Annotated in this window: 18 protein-coding genes, 1 pseudogene and 1 riboswitch; of the genes and pseudogenes, 9 read left to right on the top strand and 10 right to left on the bottom strand. The window is 72.9% G+C overall.

Translation table 11 applies throughout. From position 1 onward, the window contains the following. Positions 1 to 43 precede the first annotated feature (43 nt). On the bottom strand, positions 44 to 2,527 hold the full coding sequence (gene pcrA / locus ACZ4M5_RS08890; protein WP_467734502.1) for a DNA helicase PcrA: 2,484 nt from the start codon (positions 2,525 to 2,527) through the stop codon (positions 44 to 46). Between the two features lie 312 nt (positions 2,528 to 2,839). Next, a riboswitch (cyclic di-AMP (ydaO/yuaA leader) is annotated at positions 2,840 to 3,013 on the top strand. Between the two features lie 8 nt (positions 3,014 to 3,021). Here pcrA and ACZ4M5_RS08885 point away from each other — a divergent pair. Continuing rightward, on the top strand, positions 3,022 to 4,191 hold the full coding sequence (locus ACZ4M5_RS08885; protein WP_467734500.1) for a C40 family peptidase: 1,170 nt from the start codon (positions 3,022 to 3,024) through the stop codon (positions 4,189 to 4,191). A gap of 77 nt (positions 4,192 to 4,268) precedes the next feature. After that, positions 4,269 to 5,210, top strand: a complete 942-nt coding sequence (locus ACZ4M5_RS08880) for an SLAC1 family transporter (protein WP_467734498.1) — start codon at positions 4,269 to 4,271, stop codon at positions 5,208 to 5,210. Here the strand turns inward: ACZ4M5_RS08880 and ACZ4M5_RS08875 are convergent. Continuing rightward, entirely contained in the window at positions 5,188 to 5,541 is a 354-nt protein-coding gene (locus ACZ4M5_RS08875; RefSeq protein WP_467734496.1) for a hypothetical protein, read from the bottom strand. The two genes, ACZ4M5_RS08880 and ACZ4M5_RS08875, sit on opposite strands and share 23 nt — an antisense overlap. Positions 5,542 to 5,960: 419 nt before the next feature. Between ACZ4M5_RS08875 and ACZ4M5_RS08870 the strand changes: the two genes are divergently transcribed. After that, complete coding sequence (locus ACZ4M5_RS08870; protein WP_467734494.1) at positions 5,961 to 7,019, top strand: C40 family peptidase; 1,059 nt, start codon at positions 5,961 to 5,963, stop codon at positions 7,017 to 7,019. 28 nt (positions 7,020 to 7,047) lie between these two features. Here the strand turns inward: ACZ4M5_RS08870 and ACZ4M5_RS08865 are convergent, their stop codons facing one another. Further along, positions 7,048 to 7,788 (bottom strand): LuxR C-terminal-related transcriptional regulator, encoded by a 741-nt coding sequence (locus ACZ4M5_RS08865; RefSeq protein WP_451879666.1) that lies wholly within the window; start codon positions 7,786 to 7,788, stop codon positions 7,048 to 7,050. Further along, positions 7,785 to 9,077: an ATP-binding protein gene (locus ACZ4M5_RS08860; RefSeq protein ID WP_467734492.1), complete on the bottom strand. Its 1,293-nt coding sequence runs from the start codon at positions 9,075 to 9,077 to the stop codon at positions 7,785 to 7,787. The genes ACZ4M5_RS08865 and ACZ4M5_RS08860 overlap by 4 nt, the downstream gene beginning before the upstream one ends. A 175-nt stretch (positions 9,078 to 9,252) precedes the next feature. On the opposite strand from ACZ4M5_RS08860, the gene ACZ4M5_RS08855 reads away from it, so the two are divergent. Together ACZ4M5_RS08855 and ACZ4M5_RS08850 are read left to right on the top strand one after the other, a co-directional pair. After that, entirely contained in the window at positions 9,253 to 10,665 is a 1,413-nt protein-coding gene (locus ACZ4M5_RS08855) for a PspC domain-containing protein (protein WP_467734490.1), read from the top strand. After that, complete coding sequence (locus ACZ4M5_RS08850) at positions 10,652 to 10,873, top strand: hypothetical protein (RefSeq protein WP_467734488.1); 222 nt, start codon at positions 10,652 to 10,654, stop codon at positions 10,871 to 10,873. The genes ACZ4M5_RS08855 and ACZ4M5_RS08850 overlap by 14 nt, the downstream gene beginning before the upstream one ends. Positions 10,874 to 10,904: 31 nt before the next feature. On the opposite strand, the gene ACZ4M5_RS08845 is transcribed toward ACZ4M5_RS08850, so the two are convergent. From ACZ4M5_RS08845 to ACZ4M5_RS08835, 3 genes are all read right to left on the bottom strand, one after another. Continuing rightward, positions 10,905 to 11,438 (bottom strand): DoxX family protein, encoded by a 534-nt coding sequence (locus ACZ4M5_RS08845; protein ID WP_467734486.1) that lies wholly within the window; start codon positions 11,436 to 11,438, stop codon positions 10,905 to 10,907. Positions 11,439 to 11,583: 145 nt separating this feature from the next. Next, positions 11,584 to 12,993 carry a hypothetical protein gene (locus ACZ4M5_RS08840; protein ID WP_467735533.1) on the bottom strand — a complete coding sequence of 470 codons (1,410 nt, stop codon included), beginning with the start codon at positions 12,991 to 12,993 and terminating at the stop codon, positions 11,584 to 11,586. Positions 12,994 to 13,160: 167 nt separating this feature from the next. Further along, positions 13,161 to 13,976 (bottom strand): class II aldolase/adducin family protein, encoded by an 816-nt coding sequence (locus ACZ4M5_RS08835; RefSeq protein ID WP_467734484.1) that lies wholly within the window; start codon positions 13,974 to 13,976, stop codon positions 13,161 to 13,163. Between the two features lie 164 nt (positions 13,977 to 14,140). On the opposite strand from ACZ4M5_RS08835, the gene ACZ4M5_RS08830 reads away from it, so the two are divergent. Continuing rightward, positions 14,141 to 14,767, top strand: a complete 627-nt coding sequence (locus tag ACZ4M5_RS08830) for a hypothetical protein (protein WP_467734482.1) — start codon at positions 14,141 to 14,143, stop codon at positions 14,765 to 14,767. Between the two features lie 41 nt (positions 14,768 to 14,808). Further along, a complete protein-coding gene (locus ACZ4M5_RS08825) occupies positions 14,809 to 15,312 on the top strand; it encodes a pyridoxamine 5'-phosphate oxidase family protein (RefSeq protein WP_467734480.1) in 504 nt (167 codons plus the stop codon). Between the two features lie 14 nt (positions 15,313 to 15,326). On the opposite strand, the gene guaA is transcribed toward ACZ4M5_RS08825, so the two are convergent. Further along, positions 15,327 to 16,907, bottom strand: coding sequence for a glutamine-hydrolyzing GMP synthase (gene guaA, locus ACZ4M5_RS08820; RefSeq protein ID WP_467734478.1), 1,581 nt, complete (start codon positions 16,905 to 16,907; stop codon positions 15,327 to 15,329). A gap of 332 nt (positions 16,908 to 17,239) precedes the next feature. Between guaA and ACZ4M5_RS08815 the strand changes: the two are divergent. Next, positions 17,240 to 17,530: pseudogene (locus ACZ4M5_RS08815) on the top strand (chorismate mutase); the annotation flags it as partial. A 428-nt stretch (positions 17,531 to 17,958) separates the two neighbouring features. Here ACZ4M5_RS08815 and ACZ4M5_RS08810 read toward each other — a convergent pair. Beyond that, the gene (locus ACZ4M5_RS08810) at positions 17,959 to 19,095 is read right to left on the bottom strand and encodes a hypothetical protein (protein WP_467734476.1); all 1,137 of its coding nucleotides are present in this window, start codon (positions 19,093 to 19,095) and stop codon (positions 17,959 to 17,961) included. Between the two features lie 214 nt (positions 19,096 to 19,309). Between ACZ4M5_RS08810 and ACZ4M5_RS08805 the strand changes: the two genes are divergently transcribed. After that, on the top strand, positions 19,310 to 20,293 hold the full coding sequence (locus ACZ4M5_RS08805; RefSeq protein ID WP_467734474.1) for an LAETG motif-containing sortase-dependent surface protein: 984 nt from the start codon (positions 19,310 to 19,312) through the stop codon (positions 20,291 to 20,293). Between the two features lie 99 nt (positions 20,294 to 20,392). Here the strand turns inward: ACZ4M5_RS08805 and ACZ4M5_RS08800 are convergent, their stop codons facing one another. Beyond that, positions 20,393 to 22,180 carry a GMC family oxidoreductase N-terminal domain-containing protein gene (locus tag ACZ4M5_RS08800; RefSeq protein ID WP_467734472.1) on the bottom strand — a complete coding sequence of 596 codons (1,788 nt, stop codon included), beginning with the start codon at positions 22,178 to 22,180 and terminating at the stop codon, positions 20,393 to 20,395. Positions 22,181 to 22,193: the final 13 nt, after the last annotated feature.

Here is a 22,193-nt window from a genome sequence, read left to right as displayed (position 1 = left end):
GCCCCCGCCCGCGGCGTGCGAACGGGAGCCTCCTCTCAGCGGGTCAGAGCTTCTCCACCGGCGCGTAGCGCAGCAGCAGCCGCTTGGGCTTGGTGTCGCCGAAGTCGATCGTCGCCTCGGCGTTCGCGCCCGTTCCCTTGACCGCGACGACCGTGCCGAGCCCGAACTGGTCGTGGGTGACCCGGTCCCCGACGGTCAGCGCCACCACCGGCTTCTCGGCGGTGCGGCGCGTGGCGAAGCCGGAGGCACCGGACGCCGAGGAGCGCGAGCGGGACGAGGACAGGGAGGCCGCGACCGCGGAGACCGGCCCGGAGGACGCGGGCACGGTCGAACCCGTGCGCTTCCACTCAACGTGGGCCGGCGGGATCTCCTCCAGGAACCGGGACGGCGGGTTGTACGACGGCTGGCCCCAGGCGCTGCGCAGGGTGGACCGCGTCAGATACAGCCGCTCGCGGGCGCGCGTGATCCCGACGTAGGCCAGGCGGCGTTCCTCCTCCAGTTCCTTGTTCTCCCCCAGGGCACGCATGTGCGGGAAGACGCCGTCCTCCATGCCGGTGAGGAAGACGACCGGGAACTCCAGGCCCTTGGCGGTGTGCAGGGTCATCAGCGTGATGACGCCGTCGCCGTCCTCCTCGTCGGGGATCTGGTCGGAGTCGGCGACCAGCGCGACCTGTTCGAGGAAGTCGGACAGGGTGCCGCCGGTCTCCGCGTCCTCGCCGCGTTCCTGCTCGAACTCCATGGCGACGGCGGCGAGTTCCTGGAGGTTCTCGATCCGGGTCTCGTCCTGGGGGTCGGTGGACGCCTGGAGCTCGGCCAGGTAGCCGGTGCGCTCCAGCACGGCCTCCAGGACGGTGGCCGGTCCGGCGCCGGACTCGACGATCGTGCGGAGGTCCTCCATCAGCGTGTTGAACCGCTTGACGGCGTTGGTGGAGCGCGCGGCCATGCCGTACGCCTCGTCGACGCGCTTGAGCGCCTGCGGGAAGCTGATCTTCTCGCGCTGGGCCAGGGCGTCGATCATCGCCTCGGCGCGGTCGCCGATGCCCCGCTTGGGGACGTTGAGGATCCGGCGCAGCGGCACCGAGTCCTCGGGGTTGGACAGCACGCGCAGGTAGGCCAGGACGTCCCGGACCTCCTTGCGCTCGTAGAAGCGCACGCCGCCGACGACCTTGTAGGGCAGGCCGACGCGGATGAAGACCTCTTCGAAGACACGGGACTGGGCGTTGGTGCGGTAGAAGACCGCGACGTCGCCCGCCTTGGCCTCGCCGGCGTCGGTGAGGCGGTCTATCTCCTCGGCGACGAACTGCGCCTCGTCGTGCTCGGTGTCGGCGACGTAGCCGGTGATCCGCGCACCGGTGCCCGCGTTGGTCCACAGGTTCTTGGGGCGGCGGGACTCGTTGCGCTCGATGACGGCGTTGGCCGCCGACAGGATGGTCTGCGTGGAGCGGTAGTTCTGCTCGAGCAGGATCGTCGTCGCGTCCGGGTAGTCCTCCTCGAACTGGAGGATGTTGCGGATCGTCGCGCCGCGGAAGGCGTAGATCGACTGGTCGGCGTCGCCCACCACGCACAGCTCGGCGGGCGGCACCTCGGCCTCGGGCGGCACGTCGACGGGGTGCTCGGAGGTGCCGACCAGCTCGCGGACCAGGGCGTACTGGGCGTGGTTGGTGTCCTGGTACTCGTCGACCAGGACATGGCGGAAGCGGCGGCGGTAGTGCTCGGCGACGTCCGGGAAGGCGCGCAGCAGGTTGACCGTCGTCATGATCAGGTCGTCGAAGTCGAGGGCGTTCGCCTCGCGCAGCCGCGACTGGTACATCGCGTAGGCCTGGGCGAGGGTCTTCTCGAAACCGTCGGTCGCCTGGGCGGCGAAGTCCTCCTCGTCGATCAGCTCGTTCTTCAGGTTGCTGATCTTGGCGCTGAAGGACTTCGGCGGGTAGCGCTTGGGGTCCAGGTCCAGGTCTCGGCAGACCAGCGCCATGAGCCGCTTGGAGTCGGCGGCGTCGTAGATCGAGAACGACGAGGTGAAGCCGAGCTTCTTGGACTCGCGGCGCAGGATGCGCACGCACGCGCTGTGGAAGGTCATGACCCACATCGCGTTCGCCCGCGGGCCGACGAGCTGCTCGACGCGCTCCTTCATCTCGCCGGCGGCCTTGTTGGTGAAGGTGATGGCGAGGATCTGGCCCGGGTGCACGTGCCGCTCGGCCAGCAGGTGGGCGATGCGGTGGGTGAGCACGCGGGTCTTGCCGGACCCGGCGCCGGCGACGATGAGCAGCGGGGAGCCGGAGTGGACGACGGCGGCCCGCTGGTTGTCGTTGAGCCCTTCCAGCAGTGCGGCGGCGTCGATCACCGGGCGGGGCGCGCCGTCCCGGTAGTGGGTGTCGCGGTCCGGCGGCACGTCGAACTTCCCGCCGAACAGATCGTCCGGAAGCGGCTCCGGAGCGTGATCGTCCTCGGGGGGCGGCGGGGGCTCGTCCGCGGGGCCCCGCTGGGCCTGGAGGCTCGCCAGGAAGTTGTCGTCAAAGAGGCTGCTCATCGCTCTCCGAGTCTAGGGCGCCCCACTGACAGCCCGCCGCCACCCCGGGAACATCGCCCCGCACACCGGCCGGACCGCCGACTCCTGGCGCGTTGTCACCCTCCAGTACCGCGTGATCACGGTCCGCTATGTCCATAACAATTCAGGGCAAGTCACGACCAAGCCGCCGGGATCGTTCACTCCGAGCGATGCTCCCGGGAAAGGTCACGAAAATGTATCGGGCATATCACCCATCAACCTTCACAGGGACCACACGAGTTGGCTACCGTGCGATCAGGCCGCACGACCCTCTCCGGCGAACGTCGCCGGGCCGCGCGGCCTCCGCCGAGTCCGGTGTGCCGCAGCGGCAGCCGGAGCCGGGGACCCAACCGAGAACCCCGGGGTGAATCGGCCCGCCTCCGTATCCGGAGAAGGCCGTAGGGCAACCCTTCCGAACCACCCGCCCGAACCCGACAGCTAACCCGGTAGGCGGACGATGGAAGGAGTCGCCTCCCTTGGCGTCGCACCGCAAGTCGCGTCCCACCGGTTCGCGCGTGGCAGGCATACGGACCCCCGCCCTGGCAACGGCGGCCCTCACCTCGGTGGCCCTGCTGTCCCAGTCGGCCAACGCCGCCCCCGAGGCCGACGACAAGCCCAGCCTCGAAGAAGTCGAGAAGAAGGTCGACGACCTGTACCGCCAGGCCGAGTCGGCGACCGACAAGTACAACGGCGCCAAGGAGAGGACGGCGAAGCAGCGCAAGCGCGTCGACACCCTCCTCGACGACGTCGCGCAGCGCGCCGAGAAGCTCAACGAGGCGCGCGACAAGCTCGGTTCCTACGCCTCCGCCCAGTACCGCACGGGGGCGGCCGCGCCGGAGACGGCGACGTTCCTGCTCGCCGACACCCCGCAGGACTACTTCGACCAGACCCAGCTGATGGACCGGATGACCGGCCGCCAGAAGGAAGCGGTCGACGACTTCGTCACACAGCAGTCCGAGACGATGACGAAGCGCCGTGAGGCCACCGAGAGCCTCGAGAACCTCACGGACGCGCAGGGCGACCTGAAGGCGGCCAAGGCGGCCGTCCAGCGCAAGCTGGCCGACGCCCGCGAGCTGATGTCGAGGCTGACCGCCGCGGAGAAGGCGCGGCTCGCGGCGATCGAGCAGGAGAAGCAGCGGGAAGCCGCCCGCCGGGCCGCCGAGCTGGCCCGGCAGCAGGCCGCGCAGGAGCAGGCGCAGCGCGAGGAGGCCCCGCGGCAGGAGAGCGGCTCACCGTCGCCGGACTCCGGCTCGCCCTCCGCGCCGGCCCCGGTGGACTCCTCGTACGCCACCAAGGCGGACAAGGCCCTGGCGTTCGCGCGCGCCCAGATCGGCAAGCCGTACGTCTGGGGCGCCGTCGGTCCCGGCTCCTACGACTGCTCCGGCCTCACCCAGGCCGCCTGGAAGGCCGCCGGCGTCACCCTCCCGCGCACGACCTACGACCAGGTCGACGCCGGCACCACCGTTCCGATGTCGCAGGCCCGGCCGGGCGACCTGGTCTTCTTCTACGACGACGTCACGCACGTCGGGCTGTACATCGGCAACGGCATGATGATCCACGCGCCGAAGCCGGGCACGTACGTGCGCGAGGAGTCGGTCTACTACGACGGCGAGTCGGCGATCCACAGCGTGGTGCGGCCCGCCTGAGCGGACGCGGACGTTTTTGAGGGGCACGCGCGCGTGCCCCTCACCTCCGGCGCGCGTTGCTCTCTAGCATCGGCACCATGTCCGGTCCCTCCCCGTTTGCCACCTGGTGGGCGACGTATGCGCTGGCGACCGGCACCGTGTCGGTCGGTCTCGACTCCGCGGGTCACGCCGCCCTCTCCCGCGTCGTGCTGGCCCTGGCGTGCGGGGCGTGGCTGGTGGCGGCCGTGAGCCTGCTGCAGCGGGCGCGCGGCGCGTGGCGGGCGGAGGTGCCGGCCGTGTTCACCACCGCGGCGGCCGCCGCCCTCCTCGGCACCGGTTTCACCGCCGCGGGTCTGCGGTCCGTGGCCTGGGCGCTGCTGGCCCTGTCCGCGCTGGTCTGGGCGGTGCTGCTGGCCGTGGAGGTCGGGGGCCGGCGGGGGACGGTGTTCCTGCGGTGTGTGGCCACCCAGTGCCTCGCCGTGCTGGCGGCCGCCTTGGCCGCGGCCGAGTCGCTGGCCTGGCCGGCCCACGCGGCCCTGGTGCTGCTGTGGCTGGGGCTCGCGCTGTACGGCTTCGCCCTGTTCCGCTTCCAGCCCCGGCAGGTGGAGGAGGGGCGCGGCGACCACTGGTTCGCGGAGGGCGCGCTCGCGGTCTCCGCGCTGGCCGGGGCGCAGCTGCTGTCCGCCGACAGCTCCCGCCTCTACCTGTGGAACGAGGACGACGGCGACGCCCTGCGCAACACCGCCGTCATCCTGCTCGTGCTCGCCGCGGTCGCCTGCGTCGCTCTCCTGGTCGCCGAGCTGTTCTGGCCGCGGCACCACTACGACGCGCGGCGCTGGGCGACCGTGTTCTGCTGGGCCGTGACGGCGACGGCCACCCTGGAGGTCGCCGCGGCGCTCGACGTCGCCTGGCTGGACGTCGCCGGCCAGGCGCTGCTGTGGGCGGCCGTGGCCGCATGGCTCGCCTGCACCCTCTGGGCGGCCGCCTCGGCCCGGGCCGGTGCCCGGTCCTCCCGGGTCAGGTCCAGAGCACGGCGATGAAGACGTTGGCCGTGGTGAGCAGTCCGACCAGACCGAACAGGCCCTTGTCCACCCGCTCCTCGTCGCGCTTCACGTAGACCAGGCCGAGGATCACGATCAGGAGCGCCAGCTTCACGGCGATCTTGATGTTGTTCACGGACTGGTCGTCGGCCTGGTTGAGGCCGACCAGGGCCACGCCGGTGACCAGCATGGTCAGTGCGCCGTGCAGCATCGCGGGCGTGAAGCGGGCCGTACCCTCGCCCATCGCCTTCAGCTGGGTGAGGAAGCCACCCAGGAGCGAGGCGATGCCGATGATGTGCAGGCCGACGAAGAGGTGGATGAGTACGTCCATGAGGCCGGAGCCTAACCAGGGCCCGTCCGGCCGCCGGACACCGGCCCGGTGGTGCATATATGCGCCCCATAGCACCCGATCACCGCCGCCCGCCCATGATCTCGGGCTTCGGTCATCACGCTGAGTGAAGCGAAGGGCGCCGAGGCGGGATCTTGGTCGCATACGGTCACCACCGGTCCTCCGGGGACAGTTCCGCACACCCGCCACGAGGGCCGCACGCGCACCTCTACCGTCCTTCAGCAGGTGACCGGCTCCCCACCGCCGCCCGGGCCAGGGGCGGCAGTCGGACACCACCGCCGAGAAAGTCCGGCGGCGGCCCGTCTCCCCTGTGCGGGCCGCCGCCGGACGCGCAGGCCGCCCGTCCGCTCCCGGCGACCGCACACCCCCACCGGCGGTCGAGGAAAGGACGTGGCCCCCAGGTGGCAGCGCACCGCAAGCCCCGACAACGCCCCATGGCCGGCGGCCCGGCCCGTACGGCCGCCACGATCGCACTCGCCTCCGCGGCGACGGCGACGGGCTTCGACGGAACCGGGCACGCCGAGCCGCAGCTCACCCCCGGCCAGGTCAGGGCCGAAGTGGCCAAGCTGTACCGGCTGGCGGAGGCCGCCACCGAGAAGTACAACGGCGCGAAGGAGCAGGCGGACGAGGCCCGGCAGCGGCTGAGGGGGCTGCAGGACCGGGCGGCCCGCTCGCAGGAACGACTCGACGCGGCCCGGCAGGCGCTCGGCTCGGTCGCCGCCGCGCAGTACCGCTCCGGTGGCCTGGACCCGGCGATGCAGCTCGCCCTGTCCGACGACCCCGACCGCTACCTGGAGAACGCGGAGTTCGTCGAGCGGGCGGGCGACCGGCAGAGCGCCGCCGTCCGGCGGGTGCGCAGCCGGCTCCGCGAGATCGAGCAGCTGCGCGGGGCCGCCCGCGTCGAGCTGGCCTCCCTCAAGGAACGGCAGGCGGAGCTGAAGCGCCACAGGACGGCCGTCACCGGCAAGCTCGGCTCCGCGCGGCAGCTGCTGTCCCGGCTGAGTCCGCAGGAACGTTCGCAGGTGGGCGGATCATCGGACCGCGCGACCCGCTCGGCCGGCGCGCGGGACACCCTCGCCGCTCCCGGCTCCGCCACGGTCCAGGCGCCGGGCCCGCGGGCGGCCGCCGCCGTCTCCTACGCCTACGCCAAACTCGGCAGCCCCTACGTCTGGGGCGCGACCGGCCCGAACGCCTTCGACTGCTCCGGCCTCGTCCAGGCCGCCTACCGCTCGGCGGGCGTCTCCCTGCCCCGCACCACGTACTCCCAGATCGCCGCCGGGCGCCGGGTCCCCCGCTCGGAGCTCCTCCCTGGCGACCTGGTGTTCTTCTACGCCGGGATCAGCCACGTCGGCATCTACGTCGGCAACGGGCGGATGATCCACGCCCCGAACCCGTCCGCGCCGGTCCGCGTCGCCCCGCTCGACGAGATGCCCTTCGCGGGGGCGACACGGGTGGTCTGAGCCGACGGGTTCACACCAGCCGGTGGACTCACACCAGCCGGCGGGCCGTCGCCCAGCGGGTCAGCTCGTGCCGGTTGGACAGCTGGAGCTTGCGCAGCACCGCCGAGACGTGGGACTCGACCGTCTTCACCGAGATGTACAGCTGCTTGGCGATCTCCTTGTACGCGTAACCCCGCGCGATCAGCCGCAGCACCTCGCGCTCGCGCTGGGTGAGGCGGTCCAGGTCCTCGTCGACGGGCGGGGCGTCGGTGGAGGCGAAGGCGTCCAGGACGAAACCGGCCAGCCGCGGGGAGAACACGGCGTCGCCCTCCTGGACGCGGAAGATCGAGTCGACCAGGTCCGTGCCCGTGATGGTCTTGGTGACGTACCCCCGGGCACCGCCGCGGATCACGCCGATCACGTCCTCGGCGGCGTCCGACACGGACAGCGCCAGGAAGCGCACGGGTTGCTCGGTGGCCGCCATCAACGGCGCGCAGCGGCGCAGCACTTCCACTCCGCCGCCGCCCGGGAGGTGCACGTCCAGGAGCACGACCTCGGGCCGGGTGGCGGTGATGACCGTGACCGCCTGGTCGACGTCCGCGGCCTCCCCGACGACCTCGACGCCGGTCTGCGCGGTCTGCCCGATCTCCGCCTGGACGCCGGTGCGGAACATGCGGTGGTCGTCGACGAGGACCACGCGCACATGACGCCCCGGGCCGCCGCCCGGCTCCGCGGCCCCGGCCGCCTGGTCCGGTCCGGCCGTACCGTTCGCCTCGGTCGGGTCGCTCATGACGTCTTCTCCGCCCTCTCCATCTCCAGCTCGACCTCCGTGCCGCCGTCCGGCACGGCGCGCAGCTGCGCCGTCCCGCCGTTGCGCTCCATGCGGCCGATGATCGATTCTCTGACACCCATCCGGTCGGCGGGTATCGAGTCGAGGTCGAAGCCCGGACCGCGGTCCCGGACGGACACGAAGACCGTCCTCCCCTCGACCTCGGCGTAGACCTGCACGGCCCCGCCCTCGCCACCGTACTTGGCGGCGTTCACCATCGCTTCGCGCGCGGCCTGCATCTGTGCGGCGATCCGCTCGTCGAGGGGGCAGTCGCCGACCACCACGACCTCCAGGGGCACGCCGTGCTTGTCCTCCACCTCGGCCGCGTTGCGCCGCACGGCGTCGGCGAGGGTGGTGGGCTCGTCGGCCTCGTCCTTGCCGGTGCCCTCGGGTTTGTACAGCCAGGTCCGCAGGTCGCGCTCCTGGGCACGGGCGAGGCGCCGCACCTCCCCCGGGTTCTCCGCGTTGCGCTGGATCAGCGTGAGGGTGTGCAGCACCGAGTCGTGCACATGGGCGGCGACCTCTGCGCGCTCCTGGGCGCGGATGCGCATCAGCCGCTCCTCGGACAGGTCCTGCGTCATCCGCACCAGGTAGGGCCCGGCCAGCAGCGTGATCCCGACGAGGACCGCGAGGGCCGCCTGCAGGACGGAGCCGAGGTGGGCGGCGGAGCCCTGCAGCACGACGATGCCGGAGACACCGGCCGTCACCAGCAGCACGCCGCCCACCGAGCGCAGCAGGGCGACGGTGCGTCTGCGGCGGCCGACCTCCGCCCAGCGGGCCCGGCGGGCGTTGTCCGCCTGCCGCCACACCAGGGCGACACCGGCGCCGACGAGCACCGTCGGCCACAGGTAGACCCGGGCCCCGCCGCTGAGGTTCACGTTGCCCACGAAGACCAGGGCCACCACGACCATCAGGAGCAGCGCCACGATCTGGCCCTTGTCGGGCCGCCGCGCGACGAGTCTGCGCCGCCCGTCGGGCGAGGTCTCGGCGGCGGCGAACGACGGCGGCTTCTGCGCCTCGACACCGCCGACGCCGAGCGGGACGAAGAACCAGAACGCGGCGTACAGCAGCGCGCCGAGACCGTCGGCCATGAACAGCCCGACGAAGACGAGCCGGACCCAGATCACGGGCAGCCCGAGGTGCCCGGCGAGCCCCCGCGCGACACCACCGAGCCAGCGTCCGTCGCTGCTGCGGTAGAGCTTGCGCGGCGGCCGCGGCTCGGCGAGGGGCGCTGCTGCGGCTTCCGACATGCCACTGATGGTCACACGGGCGACAAGCCGGAGCATCAGGGTCGGCCCCGGAGACTCCCCTGATCTCCACCGCCTCGCCCCGCCCGCCGCCCGCGCCCGTCTCAGGGCCGATATCAGGGTCGGACCAGGGTCGATCCGGCTGCCACCGCGGCGCCGCGCCCGTCACCATGGACCCATGACCGATCACGAGCACGCCGCGACGGGTCCGGGACCCGGCCCCGGCCCGCGCCCGGCCCCGGGCGACGGGCCGCAGGGTGCCGCGCCCGCCGCGGACGCCGGTCCCCCCGGTCCCGCCGACCGGGCCGCGCCGGGCGGACCGCCCGACCGGTTCCGGCGCGACCGCCGCCACAAGACCCTGGCCGGGGTCTGCGCCGGGCTCGGACGGCACTACGACATGGACCCGGTGATCTTCCGCATCACCCTCGCCGTGCTCTCCGCCACCGGCGGCCTCGGCCTGATCTTCTACGGCTTCGTCTGGCTGTTCGTCCCGTACGACGAGGACGAGAACGAGGTGCGCAAGCTGCTCACCGGCCGGGTCGACGGGCAGGCGCTGGCGGCGGTGCTGTTCGCGCTGGTCGGCTGCGGCGTCTTCCTGACCATGCTGAACAACGGCGGGGTGCTGACCTTCGCCGTCGTCCTCGCCCTGCTGCTGGCGGGCGCCGGCTACTGGTCGCGCCAGCGCGGTGCACCCGACCCGGACCCCCTGGCCGCACAGGCCGTCGCGGACGCCCCTCCGGAGCCCCAGGCCCCGCCGGTGTTCGCCTCCTCGCCCTCGTGGTGGCGCGACCCGATCGTCAAGGACGGCACCCACATCGGCGGCACGGGCTATCTGTGGGGCCCGCGCGACACCCACGACCTGGACATCGCCGCGGCGGTGGACATCGCCCCGGGCACCCTGCGGCCCGGGACCCGCGAGGACGCCCCCGCCCCGCGCCCCCGGCAGCCCCGGCCCCGCGGCCCGCGCGCGATCGGCGGCTGGGCCTTCCTGCTGGCCCTGCTCGCCGGTGCCCTGGGCACGAGCCTGACGTGGGACGGCCACCCGCTCGGCACCAGCCTGCAGACGGGCCTGTCGTGCGCACTGGCGGTCCTGGGGCTGGGCATCGCCGTCAGCGCCTTCCTCGGCCGGACCGGGGCGGGCTCGATCCTGCTGGCGGTCGTCACGGCGGGCCTGCTCGCCGCCTCGGCGGCCGTGCCCGAGGACATCGGCACGCACTGGTCGCGCACCACCTGGCAGCCCGCCACGGCGGCGGACGTACGGCCGCACTACGAACTGGGCACCGGCGTCGGCACCCTGGACCTGACGCGGCTGGACCTGACCGGGAGGCAGACCGTGACCGTGCGGGCGGAGGTCGGGGTGGGCCGGGTGAAGGTGATCGTGCCGCGCGACGTGACGGTGCGGCTGAACGCCGACGTGGGGATCGGGGACCTCCAGCTGCCGGGCGACGACCCGAAGGACGTGGACGTCCAGCCGGGGCGGCACCAGCGGACCACCCTCTCCCCCGCCGCGGGTGTGAAGCGGTCCGGCACCGTCGACCTGGACCTCCAGGTCGGCATGGGACAGGCGGAGGTGGCCCGTGCTGCGGCATGAGATCCGGCCCGGCAGGCTGTGCGCGGGCACCGTCCTCACCGCGACGGGCGTCCTGTACGCCGGTGACGCGGGCGGCGCCTGGGAGATCCCCTGGTTCACGGCCCTGCCCCTCGTCGCGGGCGGGCTCCTCCTCGCGGGCGCGGTCGCGTTCGTGGCCGGCCGGGCGCGGCGGCGCCGTCAGGCGGGCGGTGCGGGAGCGGAGGCCTGACCGGCCGGCCCGGGGACGTCGCGGGCACCCGCTAGCGGTATCCCCCGCCGCGCTGCCGTCGCCTCGCCCGCAGGGCGGCGTCCAGGGACAGCTGGGGCGCCCCCGCCAGCACCAGGGGGATCCAGGCCATGAGGTAGACCAGGTCGTTGCCGTAGTAGTACGGGTCGGAGGCCCAGCTGACGGTGAGCCACAGGCTGAGGGAGATCAGCGCGCCGCCGAGTGCGGCGAGCCGGGCGAACAGGCCCAGCAGGGTGCCGATGCCGACGGCCAGCTCCCCGAGGGCGATCGCGTAGCCGAAGCCGGCCGGGCTCTTGAGGGAGAGGTCGACGAGGGCGGGGATGGCGGCGGAGTCGCGCACCGCCCGCATCATGTCGCCGATCGACCCGGCGCCCGAGTCCTGCATGAAGGCGCTGTCGGTGAGTTTGTCCAGGCCGGCGTAGATGAAGGTGACGCCGAGGAAGACGCGCAGGGGCAGCAGGGCGTAGCGGGCGGCGGTCTCCCGCCGGCCTCCTCCGTCGCCGAAGTGCGGGCCGTGGTGCGTGTCGGTTCTCATGCCGTGCGTCATGGCTGCTGGCCGCCTCTCACCCCGCCCGGTGCCGAGTCCCCTCGACGAACCATACGTACGACGACCCGGCCGGGTTCAACCCCGAGCGGTCTTTTCCGCGGCCCGGCCGGCCCCGGAACCCGTGACGTCATCGCCCCGGGGGCCGTCACTCCGTCACGTCGATGGCGTACCGGTTCGTCTCCACGCCCGCCGCCGTGACGACCTGCACCTCCACCCGGCCCGGTTCGACCTCCGCCGGGACCGGCACGGTCAGCCGTGTGTCGGTCGGGTTGCGGAAGCCGCCGGGCACCGGCACCAGGGGGACGTGGACGTGCACGGCGCCCACCCGCACGACCATCCGCGCCAGCCGGTCGGCGCCCTGCGCCCCGGGCGGCACGAATCCGGCGCCCCGGATCTCGATGTCGTCGCCCGTGCGGATCGGGCCGTCCAGGTCACCCGCTTCCCGGGCCCGGACCACGGAGAGGACGACCGGTCGGCCGCCCTCCGCGTACTTCCCGGCCAGATACGTCGCCGCCGACACCAGCACCACCACCGCCAGGCCCCACGGCAGGTCGGGCAGCTGGTCGGGCCGCCTGGCCAGCCGCACCGCCGCGAAGGCGAGGGCGACCGCGCTGATCACCACGTACTGCAGGTCGGTGAAGGCGCCCCGGCCCGCGTCGTCGGTCAGCAGGTCGGCCGCGCGCGGCCGCTCGGCGCGCACCTTCTGCAGCCGCTGCCCCAGCACCCGCAGCCCGACCACGCGCCGCACCAGCACGGCGACCCCGCAGACCACGGCGAGGACGGTCACGACCCCGGCGCCCCGGGCCAGATCCAGCCCGGCGAGCAGCGCGTCCCGCTCCGTGTGCCGGGAGGCCGCGGCCAGGCGCCCGGCGAGCAAGAGCACCGCGTAGGCCACGAACAGCACCCACACGGCGGCGACGGTGCGGGAGGTGGAGAGCCGGTTGTCCTCGCCGATGACGGGGGCGAGGACACCGCCCCTGGCCCGGTGGAACCACGACGCGGCCGTCAGCGCCGCGGCCACCACCAGCGCGGCGGCGAGCCCGGCCGTGCGGGCCGGCGTCCAGCCCGCGCCGACCGCCGTCAGGGTCTGTGCGAGCAGCAGCGCCACGACGGCGGCTGCCACCACGGCGGCCGTCCGGCGCCACAGGCCCGTCAGCCACGCCTGCCCCTCGGCCCGTCCCCGCTCGGCCACCAGCTCGGCCGACTGCGCGAGTTCCTCGGAGACCCACTGCCGCGTGGCCGACGCCGAGTGGGCGACCGCGGCGGGCAGTCCGCGCCCGGCCGCGAACTCGTCGCGCGCGGCGAGGAACGCGGCGACGGCCCGCCGATGCCCCTCGCGCGCGCCGTGCGGGCAGTCCCCGCAGGCGCACCCGCCCGCGTGGCCGGTCCCGGCCCCGTCCGGAGCACCGGTTCCGTGAGATCCGGCTCCGTGAGAACCGGCCCCGTGAGATCCGGCTCCGTGAGAACCGGCGTACGCAGCCGCGTACCCGCCCGTGTCCGGGCCGCCCTGCCTCGCCCCTTGCACCGCCACGCCCGACGCCCGCCTTCCCGCGATCCCGCCACCGCCGGCCTTCCGGACCCCGGAAACACCGCTGTGCAACTGCCCTGCGACGACGACGAATTGTGCACTACACCACCCGGTCGGCGCGGATCCGTGCGGTCACACGGGTGAAATCCGGCGCGCCGTGTTGACCCGGAGGCCGCAAACTCCGGGTGCGGCTGTCACGGGGCGTCCCGGTCCAGCAGGTCCGGTTCGCTGCGGCTGATGTCGCGCCACATCGGCTGGTAGTTGATCCATGCGACCAGGTCGCCGCCGAGCTGTTCCCTGGTGGCCACCGCCATCCGGTGGTCGATGCGCACCAATCGCCCGGCCGCCTGTGCGGTCAGCTGCACCTGGCAGGAGCGTTCCATCGACACGAACCACCAGGCCGCCGCGTCCACCGAGTCGCCGACGGTCAGCAGTCCGTGGTTGCGCAGCACGAGCGCCTTGCGGGAGCCGAGCGCGGCCGCGATCCGGCGGCCCTCCTCGGCGTCGACGGCGACGCCCGTGTAGGAGTCGTACAGGGTGTGGTCCTCGTAGAAGGCGCAGCTCTCCTGGGTGATCGGTTCCAGGAGTTCGCCGAGGGCCGCGAGCGCCCGGCCGTGCACCGAGTGGCAGTGGGCGACGGCGACCACGTCGGGGCGGGCCGCGTGCACCTGGGCGTGCACGGTGAACGCGGCCTGGTTGACGTGGTAGCGGCCCTCCACGACCTGGCCGTCCGCGTTGGCCAGCACCAGGTCGCCGACGGTGACGTGCCCGAAGGGCATGCCGAACGGGTTGACCCAGAAGCAGTCGCTGTACTCCGGATCGCGTGCGGTGATGTGCCCGGAGACACCGTCCTCGAAGCCCAGCCGACCGAAGAGCCGCAGGGCGCCCGCGAGGCGTTCCTTGCGGTGCCGGCGTTCGTCCTCGACCGATGCGTGCATCGGCGGCATCGAGAACCGGAGCCGGTCCGTGGGCACCGGCCGGGGCGGGGTGGACCCGGGCGTCCCGTGCATGTGTCCTCCAGCACTGCGTTGGTTCACGGGGCGCGAAGTTACCGTCGGCCGGTCCCGGGCGACAGCTCTGTTCCGTAAAGACCCGGAAGGCAACCCTCGGGGCGCCTGAGGGGTCTGGTGTGCGGAATCAGCAGTGCAGCAATGCTTTTCAGCCAGGAGTGACCTTGAGCCTCGCCGACCGCCACATCGCGGCCCTCATGCGGCAGATCGCGACCCAGGACCGGTTCGAACTGGTCCATCCCTTCGCCGAGTGGCCGACGTTCGGCGCGCTCGCGTACATCGCGGAGTGCTACGGCTTCCGGTACGCCGGCGTCCGCCTGGCCGGCAAGCAGAGGATGGCGCACATCCAGCTGGTCCGGGACACCGGTCCCGAGGCACAGCAGCGCGCGGCGGCCTGCCGGGCGGCCTTCCCCGACCCGGGCCCCGGACGCCCGGCGCCGGGCATGTACCTCGGCACGCTCACCCCGGTCCCCGAGGCGCAGGCGGACGTCGACCTGGTCACCACACTGATCCGGTACGACGCGGCCGGCGCCGCCGCCAACCGCAGGCAGCTGCTGGCCATGGCGTGGGCGGGGCCGGCGCTGTTCGGGCTGCTGGCCGTGCTGACCGGCAAGTACGCCGTCCTCCTGCCGCTCGCCGTGCTGACCCCGGCGTTCCTGCTCGGCGCGCTGCGGATCAACACGTCCCGGCGCGCGAAGCTGGCCGGGCGGCTGGTGGCGGCCGGCTGCACGTCCGTGCGGGACGCGGCCGGGCGGGAAGGATTCGTGCGCCCGGCGCCGCACGCGGCGTAACCGGACAGAAGATGTCGGGTTTCGGCGGCACACTCGGGGTCATGAGCCGTACTCCGCAGCCGATCCGCACGAACCCGGCGAACTGGGCCGCCTTCGCCGCCGCCGAGCCGGGCCTCGCCCGCACGGTCGAGGAGCGCTTCGCCGCCCACACCCATCACGTCCTCGCGACCTTGCGCAAGGACGGATCACCGCGCACCAGCGGCCTGGAGGTCCGCTTCCTGCACGGCGAGCTCTGGCTCGGCATGATGCCGGGCTCGCTGAAGGCCCTCGACCTGCGCCGCGACCCGCGCTTCGCACTTCAGGCCAACCCGGGCGAGGGCACGGGCATGGGCGGCGGCGACGTGCGGATCGGCGGGCGGGCGGTCGAGGTCGGCGAGGGGGAGGCGAAGGCCGGATACGTCGAAGAGGTGGAACCGCCGGAGCCGTTCCACCTCTTCCGTACCGAGCTGACGGAGGTCGTGCGCACCTGCGTCGAGGACGACACGTACCTGGTCGTCCGGACCTGGAAGCCCGGCGAGCCCCTGCGCACCGTCAGGCGCAGGTAGGAGTCACCCGGAGGTCACTCCCACTCGATGGTGCCCGGCGGCTTCGACGTCACGTCGAGCACGACGCGGTTGACGTCGCGCACCTCGTTGGTGATGCGGGTGGAGATCTTCGCGAGGACCTCGTACGGCAGACGCGACCAGTCGGCCGTCATGGCGTCCTCGGAGGAGACGGGACGCAGCACGATCGGGTGACCGTAGGTGCGGCCGTCACCCTGGACGCCGACGCTGCGGACGTCCGCGAGCAGGACCACCGGGCACTGCCAGATGTCCCGGTCGAGGCCGGCCGCCGTCAGCTCCTCACGGGCGATGGCGTCGGCCTCGCGCAGCAGGTCCAGGCGCTCCTTGGTGACCTCCCCGACGATGCGGATGCCGAGGCCGGGGCCGGGGAACGGCTGGCGCTGGACGATCTCCTCCGGCAGGCCGAGCTCCTGGCCGACCATGCGGACCTCGTCCTTGAACAGCTGGCGCAGCGGCTCGACGAGCTCGAACTCGATGTCGTCGGGGAGGCCGCCCACGTTGTGGTGGGACTTGATGTTGGCCGTGCCGGTGCCGCCGCCGGACTCGACGATGTCCGGGTAGAGGGTGCCCTGCACGAGGAAGGCGACCTCGGGACCCTCCTCCTGGAGGATCTCCAGCTGCGCCTGCTCGAAGACCCGGATGAACTCGCGGCCGATGATCTTCCGCTTCTCCTCGGGGTCGGACACCCCGGCGAGCGCCTTGAGGAACCGCTCCTCGGCGTCCACGACCTTCAGCTGCACGCCGGTCGCGGCGACGAAGTCCTTCTCGACCTGCTCGGTCTCGCCCTTGCGCATCAGGCCGTGGTCGACGTACACGCAGGTCAGCTGGGAGCCGATGGCCTTCTGCACGAGGGCCGCGGCGACCGCGGAGTCCACGCCGCCGGACAGGCCGCAGATGGCGCGCTTGTCGCCGACCTGCTCGCGGATCGCGGCGACCTGCTCCTCGATCACGTTGCCCGTGGTCCAGGACGGGGTCAGGCCCGCGCCCCGGTAGAGGAAGTGCTCCAGCACCTGCTGCCCGTGCGTGGAGTGCATCACCTCGGGGTGGTACTGGACGCCGTAGAGCTTCTTCTCGTCGTTCTCGAAGGCGGCCACGGGCACGACGTCCGTGGAGGCCGTGACGGAGAAGCCCTCGGGGGCGGCGGAGCAGGCGTCGCCGTGCGACATCCACACGGCCTGCTCGCCGGGGGTGCCCTCGAAGAGGGTGGAGGACGCCTTGGCCACGTGCAGATCGGTGCGGCCGTACTCGCGGGCGCCGGTGTTGTCGACGGTGCCGCCGAGGGTCTGCGCCATCAGCTGGAAGCCGTAGCACATGCCGAAGACGGGGACGCCGGCCTCGAAGAGCGCGCTGTCGAGTCGCGGAGCACCCTCCTCGTAGACCGACGAGGGGCCGCCGGAGAGGATGATCGCCGCGGGGTTCTTGGCGAGGATCTCCTGGACCGGCATGGTGCTCGGCACGATCTCGCTGTAGACCCGCGCCTCGCGGACGCGACGGGCGATGAGCTGGGCGTACTGCGCGCCGAAGTCGACGACCAGGACGGTGTCGGCGGCGCTGGCAGCGGGAGACGCTGATGACACGAGGTGCCTTCCGGCGGTGGGGCGGGGGTCTTGTGCCCCCGAGTCTACCGAGGTGCTCGCGGGCGGTGTCCCGCACGCGGACCCGTCCCGGCTCGCGGCCCGCCGTCTCACCATGCGAACCCGTTTGGCCACCGCCGGGCCCACGGGCATACTGGCCCCATGCTCACGCACCCGACCTTCCGCTTTACCTATGGCATCCGGCCCACCGGCTGCCATGGTCGTGCTGCTTGAGCAACTGACAAGCGACTTCCCAGGCGCCCCGGGCCGACAAGGCCCGGGGCGCCTGTCGTCGTCCGGGCCCTGTCGCCCCGGGGCGGCCCCCGACGACGAGGAGCCCTTCCATGACCGTCACCGACGTGACCGGCGCCCGCACCACCGAGGCCGCCGACGTGCTCACCGGCGCCCGTGAGCGCATCGACGCGCTCGACGACCGGATCATCGGCCTGATCCAGGAACGGGTGGCGGTCTCCGCCGTCATCCAGGAGGCGCGGATCTCCTCCGGCGGCCGCCGGGTGAACCTCTCCCGCGAGATGGAGGTCCTCGGCCACTACCGCCAGGCGCTGGGCAAGCCGGGCACGGCCCTGGCGATGACGCTGCTGGAACTGTGCCGCGGCAAGATCTGAACCGGCGTTCCGGGGACAGACGTACGCATCGCTCTCACCCGTCCGGCGCGTGACCGGCTACCGCCCGGCGTCGTTGGTCCCGGTGTCCGCGCCAGCCAGACGCGGGCCCGAAAGAACCACGCGTGGCTCACTGGGGCGATGAGACGCACGGATCGTGCCGTGCGTCGTGGGACCTCGCTCCAGGGAAGTGACCGGACGGCAGGGGACAGCAGCCCGGTCACCCAAGAGAACGGCCGGCTCCGGGGACGCCCGGGGCCGGCCGACGGACCTTGCACCACCGCACAAGCCCGGGTCGAGACCGGCGGCGCTACCCCCCGGCGCCGCTTGCGGGCACCGGCGCTGCCCTACGCCGGTGCTGACGAGAGGAAGGGCCCCGCGGCTCCACACCGCGGGGCCCTTCGCCCTGTCCCGGCCCGGCCGGGGCGGCCTCAGGTGCGGGTCACCGTCCCGCAGGCGCTGCCGTCGTCGAGCGGCCGGCTCCGGTCGTACGGGTCGACCTCGGGACCGCTCGGGGCCGGGTCCGCGGAGGTGCTCGACGGGAAACCCGGGTGCAGGTAGCCGTCGTGGACGTCGCAGGAGGAGTTTCCTATCTCCTGGTCGTACTTCACGAGCAGCAGCCGGCCGGGCGTGACCCGGTAGTGGGCCGGGTCGGCGAGTTCGACGTCGAGGACGCGGCGCACGATGGTGCGGGCGACCTCGGTACGCCCGTCCGCCCGGACGAGCGGGTAGACGAAGGTGTAGTCGGCGTGCACGGCCACTCCCCCGTGCGTGCCCTTCCCGGTCGTCATGCGGCCGCGCGTCTTGATCACATCGCCCACCGTCCGCACCTCGTCGGGGTCGAAGCGGCTGAACAGGGTCACCGGGTCGTCCTCGGCGCTAGGGGAGCGCAGGGCGGTGTTCAGGTCGTCGAACAGCTTCGGCTGCTTGGGGTCGAGGACGGCGAAGGCCGCCTCGGGGCGTGCACCGCCGACCGTCCTCGGGTCGAGGTTGGTGGCGACCAGCAGCTTCCTGGTCAGCTTCAGAGCCCGTTCCACGCGGGCCTTCGAGACCGCGCCCACGGCCTTCGCCTCGGGCAGCACGATGCCCGCCTCGCCGTCCGCCCAGCGCAGCGCGGGGGAACCGGCGAACGGCTCGTCCAGGGTGGGCCGTTCCGCGCCGGCCGCCCCGGGGGCGGCGGTCGGCGCCGCCGTCTCCGCGGGCAGCGGCGCGGCCTCGGCGGCCGGCGGGTCCCCGGTGCCGAAGGGGTCGCCGGGCAGCAGCGAGGGCTTGAGGGCCACCAGCACCACGGCCGCGGCGACGGGCACCCCGACGATCGCCCACAGCTTGCGGCGCCGGCCCGCCCGTGCGCTCCTCTCCAGCCGGGCCGGATCGGTGCGCCATCCGGGAGGCACCTCACCCCGGGCGTCCTGCTCGCGCAGCCTCTCGGTCACCCTGCGCGCCCGCGCGGACGGCTCCTTCGGGGCGGAGGACCGGATGTCCCGCTCGGTGTCGCGGGCGAACTGCTCCCAGACGTCGTCGGGGATCTCCGAGTCCGACGACCGGTCGTCGGACGGCTTCTCAGACACGAACTCAAGATCTAATCGGGTGGCGAGCGCCTTCACAAGACAGCCCCGCCTGTGACACAGCCCACATAAAAATCGTGTGAGTACCCGCACAACCATTCACAGGTTCCACGGATCAAACCTGGCGAACCAAGGGCCACTCCCGCGCCCCACACGCGGAGGCCTCCCCCAACGTTCGTACCGCAGCCCGCGGTACGCCGGACTCTCCGAGGTCTTCATGAAGCTTCGCCGCGCCATGGCAGCAGCGGCCGCAACGGCGGTCATAGCCCCGGTGGCACTGCTCGCGGCACCGGCCGCGTACGCGTCCGACGAAACCACGCCCACGCCGAGCGCGTCGGTGAGCGAGTCCGCTCCCGAGACGTCCGCCTCGCCGTCGGCCACCGAGTCCACGCCCGCCGAGACGGCCCCGGCTCCGAGCACGTCCACGAGCGCCTCCGCTCCGCAGACGTCCAGCTCGCCGAGCACGTCCGCGAGCGCTTCCTCCCCGGCTCCGAGCACCTCCGCGCCGGAGGAGTCGGAGTCCCCCGACCCCGAGCCCTCCGTGTGCGAGGACACCAAGGTCGACGTCGGCATCTCCGGCCTGCCCGGCAAGATCGCCGCGGGCAGCGGCTGGCACAAGTTCTCGCTGAACGTGCTGAACGACTCCGACTCCACCCTGAACGACCTCGACTTCTTCGCCGGGGCCTCCCCCGACAAGAACGGCGAGGAGCTGTTCACCAGCAAGCAGGTCCGGCTGCAGGCCTGGGACCCGGACAGCAAGGTCTGGACCGACCTGAACGAGGGCGGCTTCGCGGTCGGTTACGTCGGCTACACCGACGAGCTGAAGCCCGGCTACGAGGTCGACATCCCGCTGCGCCTCAACGTCAGCAAGTCCGCCCCGGTCGGCGCCGGCTTCTCGCTCGGCGCGACGATCTACGGTGACGACGACGCCGAGTGCACCGGCTTCGGCGACGTGTCGTACCGGTTCCAGATCGTCTCCGCCGGTACGGACACCGGTGGCACCAAGCCGCAGGAAGGCGGCAAGGCGCCCGTCACCGACGAGAAGCCGAGCGGGAACACGCCGGAGGTCACCGGCAGCCTCGCCGAGACCGGCTCCAGCTCCGCCCTGCCGATGATCAGCCTGGTCGGCGGTGCCGCGGTCGTCGCCGGTGCCGGTGCGATCTTCGTGGTCCGTCGCCGCAAGGCCGGCGCGGAGGCGTAAGCCACAGCGGCCCTCAGGCCGCGGCGAACGGAAGAGGGACCTGCGCTCGGAGGGGGGTGCAGGTCCCTTTTCCGTTGCCGTTCGGCCCGCCGGTGGCGGCTACTTCTTGGGCGGCACCGCCGGCATGCCGAGGAACGGCAGCCGCAGCGCGCCGAACGCCTCCGCCGGGACCGCCGGGGACTTGGGCTCGACCGGCCGCAGCCGCGTGTACGCCGCGCCCTGCTCGGGACGCGGGTCGGGTTCGCCCTTGTTGGGCCAGAACGACATCGCCCGCTCCGCCTGCGCGGTGATGGTGAGGGACGGGTTCACGCCCAGGTTGGCGGAGACGGCGGCGCCGTCGACGACCGAGATGCCGGGGTGCCCGTACAGCCGGTGGTAGGGGTCGATCACGCCGGTCTCCCGGGAGTCGCCGATGGGGCAGCCGCCCAGGAAGTGGGCCGTGAGCGGGGTGCCCATCAGCTCGCCGACGTTCGAGCCCGCGAAGCCGTTGATCTCGGCGGCCAGCGCCGAGGCGCCCTCGGTCGCGGCCTTGATCTGCTTGGGGTTGGGCGACCCGTGGCCCTGCCGGGCGGTGAGCAGCCCGCGGCCGACCCCCGACGGTTTCACGTACGTCGTCAGGGAGTTGTCCAGCGACTGCATCACCAGGCCGATGATGGTCCGCTCCGACCAGCGCCGGTTGGACAGCGAGCGCAGGGTCAGCAACGGGTGCCGGGCCGCGTGGGCGACGAAGCCGAGCACGCGTGCGGTGCCCGAGTTCCGCCCGGCGTAGGGCACTTGGAGGATGGACAGGCTGCCCATCGAGTTGGAGCCCTTGCCGTAGCGGACCGGTTCGATGTGGGTGTTGGCGTCCGGGTGGATCGAGGACGTGATCGCGACGCCGCGGGTGAAGTCGGCGCGGGGCGCGCCGTGGGCCTTGCGGTAGCGCCGGTCGTCGGTCTGGGCGCCGACCAGGGCCTCGGAGTTGGTGCGGGTGAGCTCGCCCAGCCGGGCCGACAGCCGGGGCAGCTGACCGCCGGCCTTCATGCGGTGCAGCAGGGTCTGGGTGCCGTAGGTACCGGCGGCGAGGACGACCTTGCGGGCCGTGTAGGTGCGGCCCTTCGCCTTGCGGCCGCCGTCGGTGGGCAGAGTCGCGACGGCGTAGCCGCCCCGCGAGTCGTCGGTCACGGACACGACCGTCGTCAGAGGGTGGACGACCGCGCCGGCCTTCTCCGCGAGGTGCAGGTAGTTCTCGTTGAGGGTGTTCTTGGCGCCGTGCCGGCAGCCGGTCATGCACTCGCCGCACTCCGCGCACGCCTTGCGGGACGGGCCGGCCCCGCCGAAGTACGGGTCGGGCACCTCCTCGCCCGGCTTGGCCTTCACCGTGCCGTCGGCGTCCTCGCCGTCGCCGAAGAAGACGCCGACCGGCGCGAGGTGGAAGGTGTCGCCGCAGCCCATCTTCTCCGCCGCCGCCTTCAGGTGCACGTCGGACGGTGTCATGGTCGGGTTGAGGCGGACCCCCAGCATCCGGCGGGCCTGGTCGTAGTACGGCGCCAGCTCGTCCTGCCAGTCGGTGATGTCACGCCACTGCGGGTCCTCGAAGAACGGCGTCGGCGGGACGTACAGGGTGTTGGCGTAGTTGAGGGAGCCGCCGCCGACGCCCGCCCCCGCCAGGACCATGACGTTGCCCAGCAGATGGATGCGCTGGATGCCGTACAGGCCGAGCTTGGGGGCCCACAGGTAGTTCTTGAGGTCCCAGGAGTTCTTCGGCAGGGTCTCGCGGGTGAAGCGGCGGCCGGCCTCCAGGACGCCGACCTTGTATCCCTTCTCCGTGAGGCGCAGGGCGGTCACCGAGCCGCCGAAGCCGGAACCCACGACGATGACGTCGTAGTCGTAAGCGTCCTGAGGCACGTGCCTCTCCCCT

Source organism: Streptomyces sp. NPDC026246 (assembly GCF_055567995.1).
This window is presented reverse-complemented; position numbering and strand designations above follow the sequence as displayed.

Coding starts and splice junctions, on each gene's coding strand:
- pcrA (WP_467734502.1), bottom strand. CDS start 2,527: ATGAGCAGCCTCTTTGACGACAACTTCCTGGCGAGCCTCCAGGCCCAG.
- ACZ4M5_RS08880 (WP_467734498.1), top strand. CDS start 4,269: ATGTCCGGTCCCTCCCCGTTTGCCACCTGGTGGGCGACGTATGCGCTG.
- ACZ4M5_RS08875 (WP_467734496.1), bottom strand. CDS start 5,541: ATGGACGTACTCATCCACCTCTTCGTCGGCCTGCACATCATCGGCATC.
- ACZ4M5_RS08865 (WP_451879666.1), bottom strand. CDS start 7,788: ATGAGCGACCCGACCGAGGCGAACGGTACGGCCGGACCGGACCAGGCG.
- ACZ4M5_RS08860 (WP_467734492.1), bottom strand. CDS start 9,077: ATGTCGGAAGCCGCAGCAGCGCCCCTCGCCGAGCCGCGGCCGCCGCGC.
- ACZ4M5_RS08855 (WP_467734490.1), top strand. CDS start 9,253: ATGACCGATCACGAGCACGCCGCGACGGGTCCGGGACCCGGCCCCGGC.
- ACZ4M5_RS08845 (WP_467734486.1), bottom strand. CDS start 11,438: ATGACGCACGGCATGAGAACCGACACGCACCACGGCCCGCACTTCGGC.
- ACZ4M5_RS08835 (WP_467734484.1), bottom strand. CDS start 13,976: ATGCACGGGACGCCCGGGTCCACCCCGCCCCGGCCGGTGCCCACGGAC.
- ACZ4M5_RS08825 (WP_467734480.1), top strand. CDS start 14,809: ATGAGCCGTACTCCGCAGCCGATCCGCACGAACCCGGCGAACTGGGCC.
- ACZ4M5_RS08805 (WP_467734474.1), top strand. CDS start 19,310: ATGAAGCTTCGCCGCGCCATGGCAGCAGCGGCCGCAACGGCGGTCATA.